This is a genomic window from Peribacillus sp. NPDC060253, from assembly GCF_042727425.1.
Taxonomy (GTDB): domain Bacteria; phylum Bacillota; class Bacilli; order Bacillales; family DSM-1321; genus Peribacillus.
Genome location: NZ_JBHXAS010000011.1, coordinates 23,672 through 41,204, shown reverse-complemented (window position 1 = coordinate 41,204; position 17,533 = coordinate 23,672). Strand labels below are relative to the sequence as shown.

Annotated in this window: 14 protein-coding genes and 4 tRNA genes; 17 read left to right on the top strand and 1 reads right to left on the bottom strand. The window is 40.2% G+C overall.

Going from position 1 to position 17,533, the window contains the following annotated elements; genetic code table 11:
* Positions 1-103: 103 nt before the first annotated feature.
* From dnaB to rlmN, 16 genes are all read left to right on the top strand, one after another.
* The gene (dnaB, locus tag ACFWE9_RS04890; RefSeq protein WP_230161616.1) at positions 104-1,468 is read left to right on the top strand and encodes a replicative DNA helicase; all 1,365 of its coding nucleotides are present in this window, start codon (positions 104-106) and stop codon (positions 1,466-1,468) included.
* 293 nt (positions 1,469-1,761) lie between these two features.
* A complete protein-coding gene (locus ACFWE9_RS04885) occupies positions 1,762-3,054 on the top strand; it encodes an adenylosuccinate synthase (protein WP_230161618.1) in 1,293 nt (430 codons plus the stop codon).
* A 259-nt stretch (positions 3,055-3,313) separates the two neighbouring features.
* Positions 3,314-3,389 (top strand) — tRNA-Lys (locus tag ACFWE9_RS04880).
* A 9-nt stretch (positions 3,390-3,398) separates the two neighbouring features.
* Positions 3,399-3,470 (top strand) — tRNA-Glu (locus ACFWE9_RS04875).
* 28 nt (positions 3,471-3,498) lie between these two features.
* Positions 3,499-3,574, top strand: a tRNA-Asp gene (locus tag ACFWE9_RS04870).
* A gap of 30 nt (positions 3,575-3,604) precedes the next feature.
* Positions 3,605-3,677 (top strand) — tRNA-Phe (locus ACFWE9_RS04865).
* Positions 3,678-4,088: 411 nt separating this feature from the next.
* The gene (locus tag ACFWE9_RS04860; RefSeq protein ID WP_230161620.1) at positions 4,089-5,504 is read left to right on the top strand and encodes a peptidoglycan DD-metalloendopeptidase family protein; all 1,416 of its coding nucleotides are present in this window, start codon (positions 4,089-4,091) and stop codon (positions 5,502-5,504) included.
* A 280-nt stretch (positions 5,505-5,784) separates the two neighbouring features.
* Positions 5,785-6,492, top strand: coding sequence for a response regulator YycF (gene yycF / locus ACFWE9_RS04855; protein WP_034316131.1), 708 nt, complete (start codon positions 5,785-5,787; stop codon positions 6,490-6,492).
* A gap of 5 nt (positions 6,493-6,497) precedes the next feature.
* Entirely contained in the window at positions 6,498-8,330 is a 1,833-nt protein-coding gene (walK, locus tag ACFWE9_RS04850; protein WP_377355841.1) for a cell wall metabolism sensor histidine kinase WalK, read from the top strand.
* Entirely contained in the window at positions 8,327-9,667 is a 1,341-nt protein-coding gene (locus ACFWE9_RS04845) for a YycH family regulatory protein (RefSeq protein ID WP_230161624.1), read from the top strand. Before walK ends, ACFWE9_RS04845 begins: the two co-directional genes overlap by 4 nt.
* Positions 9,654-10,451 carry a two-component system regulatory protein YycI gene (locus ACFWE9_RS04840; protein WP_377355839.1) on the top strand — a complete coding sequence of 266 codons (798 nt, stop codon included), beginning with the start codon at positions 9,654-9,656 and terminating at the stop codon, positions 10,449-10,451. The genes ACFWE9_RS04845 and ACFWE9_RS04840 overlap by 14 nt, the downstream gene beginning before the upstream one ends.
* Positions 10,452-10,457: 6 nt before the next feature.
* Entirely contained in the window at positions 10,458-11,252 is a 795-nt protein-coding gene (locus tag ACFWE9_RS04835; protein WP_230161628.1) for an MBL fold metallo-hydrolase, read from the top strand.
* Between the two features lie 262 nt (positions 11,253-11,514).
* Complete coding sequence (locus tag ACFWE9_RS04830; protein ID WP_230161629.1) at positions 11,515-12,735, top strand: S1C family serine protease; 1,221 nt, start codon at positions 11,515-11,517, stop codon at positions 12,733-12,735.
* 176 nt (positions 12,736-12,911) lie between these two features.
* Positions 12,912-13,073 carry a CxxH/CxxC protein gene (locus ACFWE9_RS04825; RefSeq protein ID WP_230161662.1) on the top strand — a complete coding sequence of 54 codons (162 nt, stop codon included), beginning with the start codon at positions 12,912-12,914 and terminating at the stop codon, positions 13,071-13,073.
* 518 nt (positions 13,074-13,591) lie between these two features.
* On the top strand, positions 13,592-14,071 hold the full coding sequence (gene rlmH / locus ACFWE9_RS04820) for a 23S rRNA (pseudouridine(1915)-N(3))-methyltransferase RlmH (RefSeq protein ID WP_230161633.1): 480 nt from the start codon (positions 13,592-13,594) through the stop codon (positions 14,069-14,071).
* 81 nt (positions 14,072-14,152) lie between these two features.
* A complete protein-coding gene (gene rlmN / locus ACFWE9_RS04815; protein ID WP_230161634.1) occupies positions 14,153-15,220 on the top strand; it encodes a dual-specificity RNA methyltransferase RlmN in 1,068 nt (355 codons plus the stop codon).
* A gap of 110 nt (positions 15,221-15,330) precedes the next feature.
* Here the strand turns inward: rlmN and ACFWE9_RS04810 are convergent, their stop codons facing one another.
* On the bottom strand, positions 15,331-15,663 hold the full coding sequence (locus ACFWE9_RS04810) for a heme oxygenase (protein ID WP_230161636.1): 333 nt from the start codon (positions 15,661-15,663) through the stop codon (positions 15,331-15,333).
* Positions 15,664-15,961: 298 nt separating this feature from the next.
* Here ACFWE9_RS04810 and ACFWE9_RS04805 point away from each other — a divergent pair, with 298 nt between their 5' ends.
* A complete protein-coding gene (locus tag ACFWE9_RS04805; protein WP_230161638.1) occupies positions 15,962-17,410 on the top strand; it encodes a DEAD/DEAH box helicase in 1,449 nt (482 codons plus the stop codon).
* Positions 17,411-17,533: the final 123 nt, after the last annotated feature.

The following is a 17,533-nucleotide window of genomic DNA, read 5'->3' as shown; positions in this document are numbered from 1 at the left end:
CGAAAAATGTGATTGGGCATGTTGTCCTTTCACTTTTTTCTTTTTAACTAGAAACTTATTAATAAGCAAAAAGGTATCCTCTTAGAATGGGAGGTTTTAAGATATGATAGAACAATTTCAGGATAGGATTCCCCCTCAAAATATAGAAGCGGAACAAGCCGTATTAGGTGCCATTTTTCTTGAGCCCTCTTCATTGACTGTTACTTCGGAGGTTTTGATTCCGGAGGATTTTTACAGAAGCTCACATCAGAAAATCTTTAATGTGATGATCAAATTGAATGATGAAGGTAAAGCTGTCGATTTAATTACGGTGACAGAAGAACTGGCTGCCGCAAAGAACCTTGAAGAAGTTGGCGGGGTATCATATTTAAGTGAGTTGGCTGGATCTGTTCCTACCGCGGCCAATGTTGAATATTATGCTCGCATCGTCGAGGAGAAGTCATTGCTTCGTCGTTTGATCAGGACTGCAACCAATATTGCTCAGGAAGGGTATAGCCGCGAGGACGAGGTCGAGGAGCTGCTCGGGGAAGCAGAAAAAACGATCATGGAAGTGGCCCAGCGTAAGAATTCCGGGGCTTTTCAAAATATTAAGGACGTATTGGTCCGGACATACGATAACATAGAGGTTTTAACTACCCGTCAAGGTGATGTCACAGGAATCCCGACCGGATTTGCTGAACTCGATCGAATGACTGCGGGTTTCCAACGTAATGATCTCATCATAGTTGGTGCACGTCCCTCGGTAGGTAAAACCGCTTTTGCGCTGAATATCGCTCAAAACGTTGCGACCAAAACGGAAGAGAATGTAGCGATTTTCAGTCTTGAGATGGGTGCAGAGCAGCTCGTTATGCGTATGCTCTGTGCTGAAGGAAATATTAACGCCCAGAATTTACGGACAGGTTCCTTAACAGATGAGGATTGGCGCAAACTGACGATGGCGATGGGAAGCTTGTCCAATGCCGGCATTTATATAGATGATACGCCAGGAGTGCGGATTGGTGAGATCCGTTCAAAATGCCGCCGTTTGAAACAGGAACATGGCCTTGGCATGATCTTGATCGATTACTTGCAGTTGATTCAAGGCGATGGCCGTTCAGGCGATAATCGTCAGCAAGAGGTTTCCGAGATTTCACGCTCACTCAAAGCGTTGGCTCGTGAACTTGAAGTGCCTGTCATAGCCCTTTCCCAGTTATCCAGGGGAGTGGAGCAACGCCAGGATAAGCGCCCGATGATGTCTGATATCCGGGAATCAGGAAGTATTGAGCAAGATGCTGATATTGTGGCATTCCTATATCGTGATGATTATTATGATAAAGAATCCGAGAATAAAAATATCATTGAAATTATTATTGCGAAACAGCGTAATGGTCCTGTAGGAACAGTTTCGCTTGCATTCGTAAAAGAATACAATAAATTCGTTAACCTGGAACGGCGCTTCGATGATGATTCGATGTCTCCCGGGGCGTAGGGAACAGCCTGCCATTCATGCAATGGCGGGCTGTTCTTATTTTGAAAAAAAGCAACGGACATTGATAATAATATAAGAAACGCAAGGGTAGAATAAAGATTGACAATCCAAATCCAATTTAAAAAACGAAAATAATTCACACCTTTGATATTTACGAACAAATTATTTTTTAAAATGTGTAATGTTCGGATTTTGTATTGACTTCCACTTTGGATTATTGATAAAATAGGTTTGTTTGATAAGAACCGGTTAATAATCGGTATTACGTGAACCTTTGGAGGTGCTTTATTCAGATGTCATCAGTTGTAGTAGTCGGTACACAATGGGGAGACGAAGGTAAAGGTAAAATAACAGATTTTCTATCCCAGAATGCAGAAGCCATTGCTCGTTACCAAGGTGGAAATAATGCAGGGCATACAATAAAATTTAACGGTGTTACCTATAAACTGCATTTAATTCCGTCAGGGATTTTTTATAGTGATAAAATTTGTGTCATTGGAAATGGTATGGTAGTTGATCCAAAAGCTCTTGTTGAGGAGCTGGCTTATTTACATAGTCATGGAGTGAGTACGGATAATCTTCGTATCTCAAACCGTGCACATGTCATTCTTCCTTACCATATCAAATTGGATGAAGTTGAAGAAGATCGTAAAGGCGCTAATAAAATTGGAACGACAAAAAAAGGAATTGGCCCTGCTTATATGGACAAAGCCGCTCGTAACGGAATCCGCATGGCAGATCTTTTAGACCGTGAAATTTTCGAGGAAAAATTGTCTCAAAATCTTGTCGAGAAAAACCGTATGTTTGAACGTTTTTATGAGACGGAAGGTTTCAAAATCGAAGATATCATGGAAGAATACTATGAGTACGGACAACAAGTGCAGAAGTATGTTTGTGATACATCCGTTGTATTAAATGATGCACTTGATGAAGGGAAACGGGTATTATTCGAAGGGGCACAAGGGGTTATGCTTGATATCGATCAAGGAACATACCCATTCGTCACTTCATCTAACCCGGTTGCAGGTGGTGTTACGATCGGTTCTGGTGTAGGTCCTACGAAAATTAACCATGTGGTTGGTGTATGTAAAGCATATACAAGCCGTGTTGGTGATGGTCCTTTCCCTACAGAATTGCATGATGAAGTCGGCAACCAAATCCGTGAAATTGGTCGTGAATATGGGACAACTACAGGCAGACCGCGCCGTGTAGGCTGGTTTGACGCTATTGTCGTTCGCCATGCACGCCGTGTCAGCGGGATTACCGATTTATCATTGAACTCGATTGACGTATTATCAGGTCTTGAAACTGTCAAGATTTGTGTAGCTTATGAATACAAAGGCGAAGTCATTCATGAGGTTCCAGCAACTTTGAAAGCAATCGGCGAATGTAAACCAGTCTATGAAGAGCTTCCAGGCTGGTCAGAAGACATCACAGGGTGCAAATCATTGGATGAGCTTCCAGAGAATGCCCGCCACTATGTAGAGCGCGTATCTCAATTAGTAGGCATTCCTTTGACTACTTTCTCTGTCGGTCCTGACCGTAACCAAACAAATGTCGTGAGAAGCCCTTGGCGTCTAGCGTAATTCATGAAAAAGAAGCTGGCTTTTTTTCTGCCGGCTTCTTCTTTCTTTATTAGGATGCACACATCCTCAAATCAGCCGGAATTACCATATTAATGGTTGGAACAGTATTGGAGAAGGAAAAAGATAAGAAAAAATTAATTTTATTTTAAAAAACTATTGCCTAAACTATATTAATCATGATATTATAAAAAGCGTCGTCACAATAGAACATGTACGACGAAGTAAAGTTTACATCTTGCAAAGTGACATTTCATAGTAAGAGCCATTAGCTCAGTTGGTAGAGCATCTGACTTTTAATCAGAGGGTCGAAGGTTCGAATCCTTCATGGCTCACCATTTTTTTTCGGCCCATTGGTCAAGCGGTTAAGACACCGCCCTTTCACGGCGGTAACACGGGTTCGAATCCCGTATGGGTCACTTTCTTAAAAAATATTATTTCATTACTGGTCCCGTGGTGTAGCGGTTAACATGCCTGCCTGTCACGCAGGAGATCGCGGGTTCGATTCCCGTCGGGACCGCCATTTTATTTTTTTGTTTTGAAATGAATATATGGCTCAGTAGCTCAGTCGGTAGAGCAAAGGACTGAAAATCCTTGTGTCGGCGGTTCGATTCCGTCCTGAGCCATCCTTAGTAAAACGCCTTTCCTTAAGGGCGTTTTTTTTTGTTATATATCTAGATGTATTGTAAATGAAATCTTGTTAATGGATTGTTAACGATTTGTAACATTCCAATTCAAACCAATTGGGCATATACATCGCTTCTAACCTTACTGGGCTTACGTCCACCCCCTTTTTCATTTTTTATCCCTCCTACCTTATAAACATATTTACTGGTACTTGTTGACACCATTTATACAGTTCTATTACATTATGAAGTCTATTTCTTGTTTTTTTTCTTATTATGGTAGAGTTATGAGTGGAAAATAATTATAAAAATCAGTCATATACGCGTGGATATTTAAATTGGACTAATAAATCTCAAAATAAAATTTTTTAGTTTCTTAATTGGTGACTGAGCCATTAAGGAGGACAATATATGTTTAGCTCAAAGGGTAAGGGGATCATCCTGTTGATGGTTTCCGTCATTTTATTGCTTGCGGGAAATCGGGCAAGTGCTGCAGAGATACCGGAAACAAAAACCATTCAGCATGTTTATATGAACGACGAGTTCATCGGAAGTGTGACGGATGAAACGGAAATAGAGAAGATTGTAACAGGTAAAGTAGAAAAAGCACAGAAAGATTATCCTGAGTATACATTCGATAGTGAGACCCAGCTGACGTTTATACCTGAAGAGGTATTTGATGAAGAAGTAAAAGACGATCAGGTTGTCAAGGGAATTCAAGATCAGTTGAGTGTAAAGGCAAAGGCATATGAAATCGACATCGATAATCAGAAGGTCGCCTATGTTCCATCAAAGGCTGATGCTGAGGAAGTTTTGAAGAAAATCAACTTATTGTATGTAGATGAAGAGGAATACGCTGAATATGAATCTGCTAAAAAAAGCGAAAATGATGCGGAATCGTTAAAAGAACCAGGAAGCAGAATTGTGGACATCGAGTTTTCAGTTCCGGTTACGTTTAAAGAAACGATGGTCAATCCAGATGAGATCATGGCCGTTGATAAAACCCTTTCCATGATAGAAGAAGGCAAGGAAGAAAAGTCTATCTATGAGGCTGGGGAAGATGAGGATCTTGAAGCAATTGCTGCTGGTCATGATATGGACCTGGATCAGCTGTTGGAGCTAAATCCTGGACAGGATGAGGGTAAAGGTATTAAAGAAGGGGAACGCCTCTATGTGACCCAGCTTATGCCTTATGTGGATGTAATGGTAGAAAGAGAAGTATTGAAAGAAGAGCGGATTCCTTTTGAAAAGAAAGTGAAGGAGGATGACGAACTTCCAAAGGGTGAACTTATTACTGAACAAGCAGGAAATGAAGGAATTCAAGCATTCACCTATACAGTATCTGAAACAAACGGAAAAAAAATCAGTGAAACGATCGTAAAAAAGGAAATTACGGAAAAAGCTAAAACGGAAATCACCAGAAAAGGCACGAAGGTCATTCCTTCGCAGGGGAGCGGTACATATGCATGGCCTGCAGATGGGGGCTATATTTCCAGTAAACAGGGTCAGCGCTGGGGGAAACTTCATAAAGGTATTGATATTGCCCGGCCAGCCACCAGGACCATCACGGCAGCGGATCATGGAATAATTGAAACTGCAGGGAACTCCGGAGGGTATGGAAATAAGATTACGATCAATCATAATAATGGGTATAAGACAATATATGCCCATTTGGATTCAATAAATGTAAAACCGGGACAAAAGATTGAAAAAGGCATGAAAATTGGCATGATGGGTTCAACAGGGCACTCCACCGGAGTCCACCTCCATTTCGAAGTATATAAAAACGGATCTCTTGTAAATCCGCTAAACTATATAAGTCAGTAATCGATGGAAGTCTTCGGAGAATATTCGAAGACTTCTTCTGCTTCCTACATAGATGAGAATAATAGGAAAAAGGTGATTTAATGCCTATAAAATGATAAAGTAGAATAGATACAATTTGCTTTCATTCGGGTGTTCAGCCCCTTTTATTGGGTATATATATAGATATTTGTTGAACGAGGATGCTAGATAAGGTGAATCAGAAGGAAAAGTGAAAAAAAGTCCCGGATAAGGACACGATTTTTAATAGATTCAGGTTAGTTATTAAAAAGGAGATAAGTACATGGATAAGAAAATTCTGGTAGTGGATGATGAAAAGCCAATTGCTGATATTTTACAATTCAATCTTAAAAAAGAAGGCTATGAAGTTTTTTGTGCTTATGATGGCAATGAAGCCCTCAAAATGGTAGAGGAACGGCAACCGGATTTGATTTTACTTGATATCATGCTACCACAGCGCGATGGGATGGAAGTTTGCAGAGAAGTAAGGAAGAAGTATGAAACGCCAATCATCATGTTAACGGCTAAGGATTCAGAGATTGATAAAGTCTTGGGATTAGAGCTTGGAGCGGATGACTATGTGACAAAGCCATTTAGCACCCGGGAAATAATTGCCCGCGTTAAGGCTAATTTAAGACGACAGCAAGCTGTCCCGGTTCCGGATCAAGAAAATGAACCGAAGGAAATTACGATAGGCACGCTCACTATCCATCCGGATGCTTATGTGGTATCCAAGCGAGGCGATACGATTGAATTAACTCATCGTGAATTTGAATTGCTTCATTACTTAGCGAAGCATATTGGTCAGGTCATGACAAGGGAGCATTTATTACAAACCGTGTGGGGCTATGATTACTTTGGTGATGTACGGACGGTCGATGTAACTGTTAGACGTCTTCGCGAGAAGATTGAAGACAATCCAAGCCATCCTGGTTGGATTGTAACTAGAAGAGGGGTCGGTTATTACCTGCGTAACCCTGAACAGGAGTAGTTCCTATGAAAAAGGTTGGTTTTTTTCGCTCTATTCATTTTAAATTTGTTCTGATATATGTGTTGCTCATTTTCGTAGCGATGCAAATAATCGGGGTATATTTTGTTGGGGAATTGGAAGAAAATCTTGTCGGGAACTTCACGAAATCAATTAAAGGTCACGTTAACTTGCTTACCTATAGTATTGGTGAAGAAATGGAAAAAGAGAGGGGAGATGAAGACCCAACCCTCGAGGAAGCGATTGATATGATACTGAAAGACCGGGATAATTCATCGAATGATATTTCGGAAGTACGTGTTATCGACACTCGCAGCAGACGGGTAATTGGAACCTCCGCACCAAGTAACCAGGGCATTGTAGGGAAAAAGACAACGGAAGTCCTTATTAAGAATACGCTGATTTATGGAAAAGAAGATAGTGACGTGTTTCGGGATCAGAAAACAGGAAGACGACTCTGGGTTCTTTCGACACCCGTTGAAGCAAATGGTGAGGTCATTGGTGCCGTCTATGTGATAGCTGAGATGGAAAATGTCTTTGAACAGATGGATGAAATCAATAGTATCTTCATGACGGGTACAGCCATTGCCCTGGCGATTACGGCCATCTTGGGGATCCTGCTCGCTCGAACGATCACCCGCCCCATGTCTGATATGAGAAAACAGGCCCTGGTGATGGCGAAAGGGAATTTCTCGAGAAAAGTTAGGGTATATGGCGATGATGAAATTGGCCAGCTTGCTGTCACATTCAATAATTTGACTAAAAAGCTTCAAGAGTCGCAATCAAGCACAGAGGGAGAGCGGCGTAAGCTTTCATCTGTCCTTTCCAATATGACGGATGGTGTAATTTCAACCGACAGGCGCGGTCGGGTGAACTTGATTAATGAGCCTGCGGCACAATTATTGAATGTCTCGCGTGAAACAGTCATGAACCAACCGATCATTGAGGTTTTGGGTCTTGAAGAAGAATATAAATTTGAGGATTTACTGGAAGAGCGGGAGTCCGTTATCCTTGATTACAGCAAAAAAGATCAGCCTTTCATTTTGAGGGGGAACTTCTCGGTCATTCAAAAGGAAACGGGATTCGTTAATGGTTTGATTACTGTTTTGCATGATATAACAGAGCAGGAAAAGATCGAGGATGAACGCAGGGAATTTGTGGCCAACGTGTCACATGAGCTGCGAACTCCTCTTACAACGATGAGAAGTTACCTGGAGGCATTGGCTGAAGGTGCTTGGAAGGACGAGGATATCGCTCCATCCTTCTTAAGTGTGACCCAAAATGAAACGGAGCGGATGATCAGGCTTGTTAATGATTTGTTGCAGCTTTCGAAAATGGACAGTAAAGATTACAGGCTTAAAACGGGCTGGGTGAATTTCAATAAATTCTATGACCATATCATCGATCGTTTTGAAATGACGAAAAATGATGACATCACGTTTAAGCGTGATTTGCCTAAGGAAGCTTATTTTGTCGATATTGATGAAGATAAAATCACCCAGGTTCTCTATAATGTCATCTCCAACTCATTGAAGTACTCACCTGAAGGGGGTCAAGTGACTTTCCGCGTCAAGGCATCCGATGGTTTTATCATTGTGAGCATCACTGATCAAGGAGTGGGTATCCCGAAAAACGTCATTGATAAAATATTCGACCGCTTCTACCGTGTGGATAAAGCGAGGTCGCGAAACTTAGGCGGGACAGGGCTAGGTTTAGCGATTGCAAAAGAAATGGTCGTGGCGCATGGCGGGAAAATATGGGCGGAAAGTGTGGATGGAAAAGGAACTACGGTGTTCTTTACACTTCCTTACGAACAGGAAGAAGAGGATGATTGGTCATGAATTTTGAACGTGCAAAAAGTATCATACTGATTATTTTAGTTGGGACAAGCATATTTTTGACATGGAGCATTTGGACGTACGAGCCTGAATATGATCCGTTTGAACAATCGTCGGAATTTATAAAGATTAAAAGCGATGTTCAGATTGTGAGTGATGTCATTAAACCTGTTAGTATCCTTTTTCATGGTAATGGGCAACATTTCCGGACTGTCAATCCAGAGGAAATAGGTAAAATGGAAAAAGAATTTTTTCAATGGAGCTTCACCGGCGTAAAAGAGGTATCCGTAAAAAGGCTGCAAAGGAAATTTGATGAGTTTGTCCATGAAGATGGGTCGATTGAAATCGAATTTTCCGATGATATCCCCATCTCCCTCTATAAGACGGTATTGGACATTACGGATAAGGAAGTGCCTGGATTTTCATTTGATCGAATCATCATAAAACAAAAGGATATCAGTGGTAATGAATCCGCCGTTTATTTTGTTTCCTACGATCAAGAGAAAATCTATCAAGGGATGGTCGATTCTAAAAGACTAAGAGTGTTTATGGATAAGTTTTATACCGGTTCTTATAATAAGCACCCTGAATACACGGCCGTAACCATCAACAGCAAAAGGACGCTGTTCGTTCCTGAAAATCCAGTAAAGATAAACCGATTTGAATATTATATTGATTATTTGGATATTGGAAACCTGAAAAATGCGTTATTTAATTATCCAAAGTTTGTACGTCAGGAATCCGTTTCAGTCGGTGAGGAATACACGGATGGAACAAGACTGATGACGATCAATAAAGAGAATTACCTTATTTCTTATATCAATCCGGCCCAAAAGAGCAAGTTATTTGGCAGTTCCAGTGACCTTTTGCAAAAAAGCATTGATTTCATCAATGATCACGCTGGTTGGGAAGATAACAATTACCGTTTTGCCTATATGTCGGAGAATGAGCAACGAGTGGTATTTCGTTTATTCGTAAATGGTTATCCGGCCTTCAATGAATACGGAATGACTGAAATCGAGCAAATTTGGGGGAAAGAAGAAATTTATAGTTATGACCGCCCGTACTTTTCACTTGCCTCAGTCCTTCCTCCTTCGGAAGGATCGGAAGTGCCTTTACGAAGTGGCAGAGAAGTATTGAATCAGTTGAAAGCAAAAGATAATATCGATTTCAAGAGCGTTGAGGACATCTCGATTGGTTATAAATTGAATAAATCTCTTGATTCCAAACTTGTCACCCTCGTTACACTTGAACCCACTTGGTATTATCGCATCGGCGATAAATGGTTTATTGTGCCTTTCGAAGGAGATACGGGAGGCGATCAAAATGGATTGGAATAATACAAAGTCGATTTTCATCATGGTTTTCTTCGTTTTGAATATTTTTCTTCTTTATCAATTTCTGGAAAAGATCAATGACTACCAATATGAAAGTTTTACGGAGTCCTCTACGGATGAACTTTTGAAGGAAGATGATATTTCAATCGATTTCCCACTTCCGAAACAAAAGTTGAAGGATCAATTCCTGATTGCCAAAAGCAAGACTTTCGATAAGAAAGATTTACAGTACCTGAAAAATCAAAAAGCAAAAATCATCGATGATAAGAAGCTTGTGGGTACATTTAAAACACCGGTTGGCATGAAAGCGGAAATTCAAGCTGCAGACGTTGATATGTTCCTGAAGGAGTATATATTAAAGGGAAGTGAGTATCACTTTTGGAGCTATGATCAAATCAACCAGACTATCATCTGCTACCAAGTGGAAGATAAAAAGATGTTTTATAACAATAGTAAGGGGAAGGTCACCTTATATTTGAACAAAAAGGGTGAAATCGTCTCCTATGAACAGATGTACTTAGAGGGAATTGAGAAATTCAATAAACCTAAAGAATTGGTATCTGCCTTAACTGCTATTAGAGCATTGTATGATCATGGAGATATTGATCCTAAAAGCAAAGTCACCAATGTAAAACTGGGTTTTTATAATTCGTTGCAGACGACATCTGTGTCACATTTACTTGTGCCAACATGGTGGGTGGTCCTTAATGACGAAACGGATCTCTTTGTGAATGCTTTTGATGGAGAGGTCATTGAATTAAATACAGAAGAAAAAATACTGGAGTGAGTATAGATGACTATGCATTTTAGTGTTCTCGCGAGCGGGAGTACAGGAAATGCCTTTTTCGTGGAGACGGGGGATCAATCTTTTCTTGTCGATGCCGGATTAAGCGGTAAGGCGTTGGAAGCATTGTTTCAGGATATAGGCCGTGATATGTCTAAGCTATCCGGAATCCTTGTCACCCATGAACACAGTGACCATATTAAAGGTCTAGGCGTGGTTGCCAGAAAACATAAACTCCCGATATATGCGAATGCAAAGACATGGAATGCCATGGAACGTTCAATCGGAGAAATAGCTACCGAACAAAAATTCACATTCGAAATGGAGCAAGTCAAAACGTTCGGGAGCCTTAATATAGAATCTTTTGGTGTTTCGCATGATGCCGCAGAGCCGATGTTTTACGTCTTTCATCATGAAGATAAAAAGCTCGTGGTCATCACGGATACAGGGTACGTAAGTGATCGGATGAAAGGGATCATCTCGAATGCCGATGCGTATGTATTCGAAAGTAACCATGATGTGTCCATGCTGCGGATGGGGAAATATCCATGGAGCATTAAGCGCCGGATTTTAAGTGATGTTGGACATGTTTGTAATGAAGATGCCGCCCTTGCGATGAGTGAAGTGGCCGGTGATAAGACCAAGCGGATTTACTTGGCCCACTTAAGTCTTGATAACAATATGAAGGATTTAGCAAGAATGTCGGTAGAACAGACGTTAAAAACAAAGGGAATCGTCGTTGGAGAACAATTTTCCTTATATGACACTGACCCGAAAAGACCAACAGAACTGGTTACGTTATAAATAAAAGGAATGGATGAGGGGAACCTTGTTCATTCTTTTTTATTTTTATAATTTCAATTCGTAAGTTACTAATCGGATTAAAAGGGGTATCGTTTGGTTAGAACTGTATAGGTAAAAAGAAAAATCGCTGAATTCTAGTCAGGTTTTCATTTGAAGGCATACATTTTTTTAGAAAAATTTCGGTAAATGAGTATAATTGAAGGAGGATACCAAACAATAGAATTGCTATAATTCATTCCTAAAATGAGAGGATGGAGCGGTCTTGGGTTATTATGATCAGAATGATGAGAACCAAAATAAGCGGAAAAAGAGCCATGCGAGCTATTTTCTAACTGGCTTGGGAGGCGCCATCATCGGGGCCTTACTTATTTTATTAGTTTTTCCGGGAAGTGGGCTGTTAAATAACGATCGTAACGAGATGACAACGGAGAAATCAACGGGGAATAATCCGACGAATCAGTCCCAGCAAAGTCTAACTGTAGATGTAACAAGTGCCGTTACAGGTGCTGTTGATAAGGCCAGCGACGCAGTAGTCGGCATCACTAACATTCAGAAGACGAACTTCTGGGGCCAAGGGGACAAAGCAGAGGACAGTTCAGCAGAAGCTGGCACTGGTTCTGGTGTCGTCTACAAAAAAGAAGACGGCAAGGCCTATATTGTCACGAATAATCACGTTATTGAAGGCGCTACTGAACTGGAAGTGACATTAAGTGATGGAACTAAGTTGCCAGCGGAACTACAAGGTAGTGACCCATGGACAGATTTAGCAGTCATTGTCGTGAAGGGTGATAAAATTAAAACCATTGCTGAGTTCGGAAAATCTGAAAAATTGAAACCTGGGGAGCCTGTTATTGCTATTGGTAACCCTTTAGGCCTTCAATTTTCTGGATCGATCACACAAGGGATCATCTCCGGTTTGGAGCGTACGATAGAGGTGGATATCAATGAGGACGGGCAAGTGGATTGGAACGCAGAGGTCATTCAAACTGATGCGGCGATTAACCCAGGCAACAGCGGGGGAGCACTCGTTAATATGTCAGGGCAGGTCATCGGAATAAATTCCATGAAGATTGCTGAAAATGCAGTGGAAGGAATCGGTCTTTCCATCCCAATCGATTCAGTAATTCCTATTATTAATGATATAGAGGAATTTGGTGAAGTGAAACGTGCATACTTGGGTGTTAATTTAGCATCTGTTGAGGAAATTTCTCAATACCATCAGCAGAATACCTTAAAGCTGCCAAGGAAAGTTACTTCGGGCGTTGCTATAACAGGTGTTCAAAGCAACTCTCCTGCGTCTAAAGCAGGATTAAAAGAATTCGATGTCATCGTGGGAATGGATAATGAAAAAATCCATGACGTCGTAGAATTAAGAAAATACCTTTACAATGATAAGAAAATCGGTGATAAGGTTAAAATCATTTATTATCGAGATGGAAAGAAAGAATCTACGGAAGTCACGCTTTCTAGCAGCGAAATATAAAGCGCAAAAGGGCAGGGGCAGGTGAATGCTTCCTGTCCTTTGTATTTTCTTGCGATTTTTTTATTTTTTGTTACGATTACCTGTGGATATATACGGAAATAAGATAAATGAGCGTTACTTGTGGATAAATGGGTTCGCGATACTTTGAATGAAGAGTAAGGAAGGAGGAATTAGTGATGAAATTATATTGCTGTCAGGAACACGTGGACATGGCGCTGGATGAAGTGGTTTACGAGTGTGAAACATACCCTGTTTTAACACAGGTTTCTGAAGAAAAACAGTTATCAACAACCTGTGAATATTGTCGAAACGTGGCAATATATCTAGTAGGGAACTAATATTCCCATACAAGATGTGGATAGAAATTGTGGATATGTGGATAACTTTTGTGGATAACATGTTTGTAACCTGTTCTTAACCTGTTCTTAACATTTTGCGAAGGCGAGAATGGAGTGAGGAATTGCTGTAGATTTAACTTTATGTTTTACAAATGATTCTTGGAAAAACGACCATAAATGCTGGGAAGCCAAAAGGCACATGATAGGCTTATCTTTGAAAAGTACAAGGGGCAACATTTCAATTTGTAAGTACGGGAAGAAAGGTACAGCGGTGACGATTTTTTGCCATCCATTTGCATTAGATCGTGAGAAATAAAATCATGAAGGTTGCCGTTGCCGTTTTAGGGGCAGCGGTTTTTATTTTAAAGGTCGGGTGGATTTATATGAATAGGGAATGCATGTATTAAATATTGGAAAGAATATGCTTGTTTTGCTTATATGTCAGTCTAAGGTATGATAATAGGTAGGTAAATCCTACAACTGAAACGACAACATAAGGAAAGTTAGAGGATATATATATGAAAATAACGATTATTACTGTTGGCAAGCTAAAAGAGAAATACTTAAAGCAAGGAATTGCTGAATATACAAAAAGGTTAAGTGCTTATGCTAATATAGAACTTGTTGAAGTCCCGGATGAAAAAGCTCCGGAGAACCTGAGTGCAGCGGACATGGACATTGTAAAGCAAAGAGAAGGTGAACGAATCCTGGCCAAGATCAGCCCGGACACCTATGTAATAACGCTTGAAATCAATGGAAAGCAGCTTACTTCCGAACAGCTAGCCTCCCATATCGATCAGCTCGCTACTTATGGGAAAAGCAAGATTGCCTTTATTATTGGCGGGTCACTCGGGCTTGGCTCTGAGGTGACATCAAGAAGTGATTATGCACTGTCCTTCTCCAAAATGACCTTCCCGCATCAATTAATGAAACTGGTCCTATTGGAGCAAATCTACCGAGCTTTTCGGATAAATCGAAATGAACCATATCATAAATGAATGAGCTAATTCAGAGGAATGGCTTGTAAAGTTAAATGGGTAATACTATTAAATCTTAATGTAAGGAAAAGAGGGTAACGAATGAATAAAGAGTCCATTTATGGTTTAACATTCGAACAATTGACAGCATGGCTATTGGACCATGGCCATAAAAAATTCAGAGCACAACAAGTATGGGAGTGGCTTTATCGGACTCGTGTGACGAATTTTTCTGAAATGACAGATGTGAATAAAGAGTGCCTTGAATTACTGGAAGAACACTTTGTCATCCAGACTTTGACTGAGCACGTTAAGCAAGAATCAGCGGATGGTACGATTAAGTTCTTGTTTAAATTACAGGATGGGAATCTTATCGAAACGGTCATGATGAGACATAAATATGGAATTTCAGTTTGTGTCACCACTCAAGTTGGATGTAATATTGGCTGCAGTTTCTGTGCAAGTGGATTATTGGCCAAAAGCCGTGATTTATCCAGCGGCGAAATAGTGGAGCAAATTATGAATGTTCAACTCCATCTAGATAAATTGGAACAAGAAGATGTTGTCAGCCATGTTGTTGTAATGGGGATTGGCGAGCCGTTTGATAACTTTGAAAATATGATAGACTTTTTAAAGGTGCTCATGGATCATAAGGGTCTTGCGATCGCTGCAAGGCGTATTACTGTTTCGACGAGTGGACTTGCCAATAAGATTTATGAATTCACCGATACGAAATTACAGGTGAATCTGGCAATCTCATTGCATGCACCGAATAATGAGCTCAGGACCCGGATCATGAAAATAAACCGAGGTATTCCAATCGAAAAATTAATGAAATCACTTGACTATTATTTGGAGAATACGAATAGGAGAATCACGATTGAATATATCCTATTGAAAGATGTCAATGATCATCAAGAAGAAGCCGAGCAACTTGCCAATCTTCTTGAAGACAAAAAACATCGGCTCTATGTCAACCTGATTCCATATAATCCTGTAGATGAACATAGTCAATACCAAAGAAGTGAGAAAGAGTCCGTACTTTCTTTCTATGATACGTTGAAAAAAAGAGGCGTAAATTGTAAAATCCGCCAAGAGCATGGAACGGATATTGATGCAGCTTGCGGACAGCTAAGAAGCAAACAAATCAAGAAAGCCGAAGCCCAATAATTTATTAGATGACCTTAATCGACTTTTTCTGGAAAGGCCCGGTCATGGGCCAAAAAACCGCATCAAAAAAGAGGCTGCAGTATTGGCGGCCTCTTTTGGTGTGATTTTAACTATTTAGCTATTTCTTTTACCGAGGCAACTTCATACGTGGTAAGCTCGCTGCCTAAAATAGGAGATTCTTTTTTAACTTCATCGGAACTTGGTTCAGGTCGTTTATGTGCAGCTTTAAACGCATCACTATTTCTCCAAGCAGTAAAGTTGTCAAGGTTTTCCCAGTACATATTAACGCTTAATTCGTCGTGATCCGATAAGTTTTGCGTTAATAAAACTTCAACTTTTACAAAACCTTCCGTAGTATCAAGTGGTCCTGGTGCAGTAAATCCTGGAGCCATGACTGCCCCCATCCCTTTTTTGACCCTGATTCTATTGGTTACGATTATCATAAATCAGCTCTCCTTTTGGATATCGGTTATTTAATCTACACCCTTTTGCCGCTTATATATCATACATATTTTAGCATATTGAAAGAAGTATGGTCCATTTTGGTTAATCACGATCATGATAACCTGGAAGACGATTCTTCTTAATGATGAGAAAGGTTCATTATATTGAAATAAGTCAATGGAATTTGGTTATTACAAGGTTTATCGTTTCATATCGCGTATAATAGAACCTTGTATAGAGAAATTACGATTATGGAAACAATAAAGCAAGATACTAAACAACAAAAGAGGCTGTTATATGAATGAATTAAGTTTTACTGATTATACATTAAGTGATGAAATTGTAAGGGCATTAGAAGGCTTGGGATATCAAAATCCAACAGAAGTGCAGCGTGAAGTGATTCCGGTGGCATTGAAAAGAAAGGATCTTGTCGTAAAATCCCAAACGGGAAGCGGTAAGACGGCTGCATTCGGGATACCGATATGCGAAAGTGTCGATTGGGAGGAGAATAAGCCTCAGGCACTTATTTTAACGCCTACACGAGAGCTAGCTGTGCAGGTAAAAGAGGATATTACGAATATAGGGAGATTTAAGCGGATCAAGGCTACTGCGGTTTATGGAAAACATCCTTTTGCTCTGCAAAAAGCAGAATTGAAACAAAAAAGCCATGTAGTCGTAGGAACACCGGGCCGTGTTCTTGATCATATCGAGAAAGGAACATTCGTCTTGGAACGCCTAACTCATTTAGTTATTGATGAAGCGGACGAAATGCTGAATATGGGCTTCATTGAACAAGTGGAAGCCATTATTAAAGAGCTTCCGAAAGATCGAGTAACCATGCTGTTCTCTGCTACGTTACCTGATAGTATAAAGAAGCTTTGCAAGCAATATATGAAAGATCCTTTGGATATTGAAATCAAAGCAAAGGGTTTAACCACTGAGAAAATTGATCATGCTCTTATTGAAGTGAAAGAGGATGATAAGTTTTCCCTGCTTAGGGACGTCACCATCACGGAAAATCCTGATAGTTGCATCATTTTCTGCCGGACGAAAGATAGGGTCGACCAAGTATGTGAACAGCTAATGGATCTGGATTATCCTTGTGATATGATTCACGGCGGGATGCTTCAGGAAGACCGCCTTGCAGTGATGAATGAATTCAGAAGAGGTGAATTCCGCTATTTGGTTGCGACAGATGTTGCTGCACGCGGGATAGATATTGATAATATAACCCACGTCATTAACTATGACCTGCCATTGGAAAAAGAAAGTTACGTACATCGAACCGGAAGAACGGGTCGTGCAGGTAAAAAAGGAAAAGCGATTACTTTTGTGACACCATATGAAGACAAATTCCTTACTGAGATTCAAGAATATATCGGATTTGAAATCCCTAAAATACCTGTTCCTTTAAAAGAAGATGTCTCAAATAAACGAACGGATTTCGAAGCGAAATTGGAAGCTCGTCCAAAGATAAAAAAAGATAAAAGTGAGCAATTGAATAAACAAATCATGAAGCTATATTTCAATGGCGGAAAGAAAAAGAAAATCAGGGCCGTTGATTTTGTTGGCACTATCGCCAAGATTGATGGAGTGAATGCAGAGGATATCGGGATCATAACGATTCAGGACAATGTTTCCTATGTGGAGATTTTGAATGAAAAGGGACCGCTTGTGTTGAAAGTGATGAAAAACACGAAAGTCAAAGGCAAACTTTTGAAGGTATCTGAAGCCTTTAAGAACTAAAGGTCTACAAAAGAAAGAAGCGGCAAGACGAAAATTTGTCTTGCCGCTTCTTTTTTGTATGTATTTTTAAGTGAATCAACATTTTTTTATATCATTACGTATTTTTTCACCTGATGAACGATT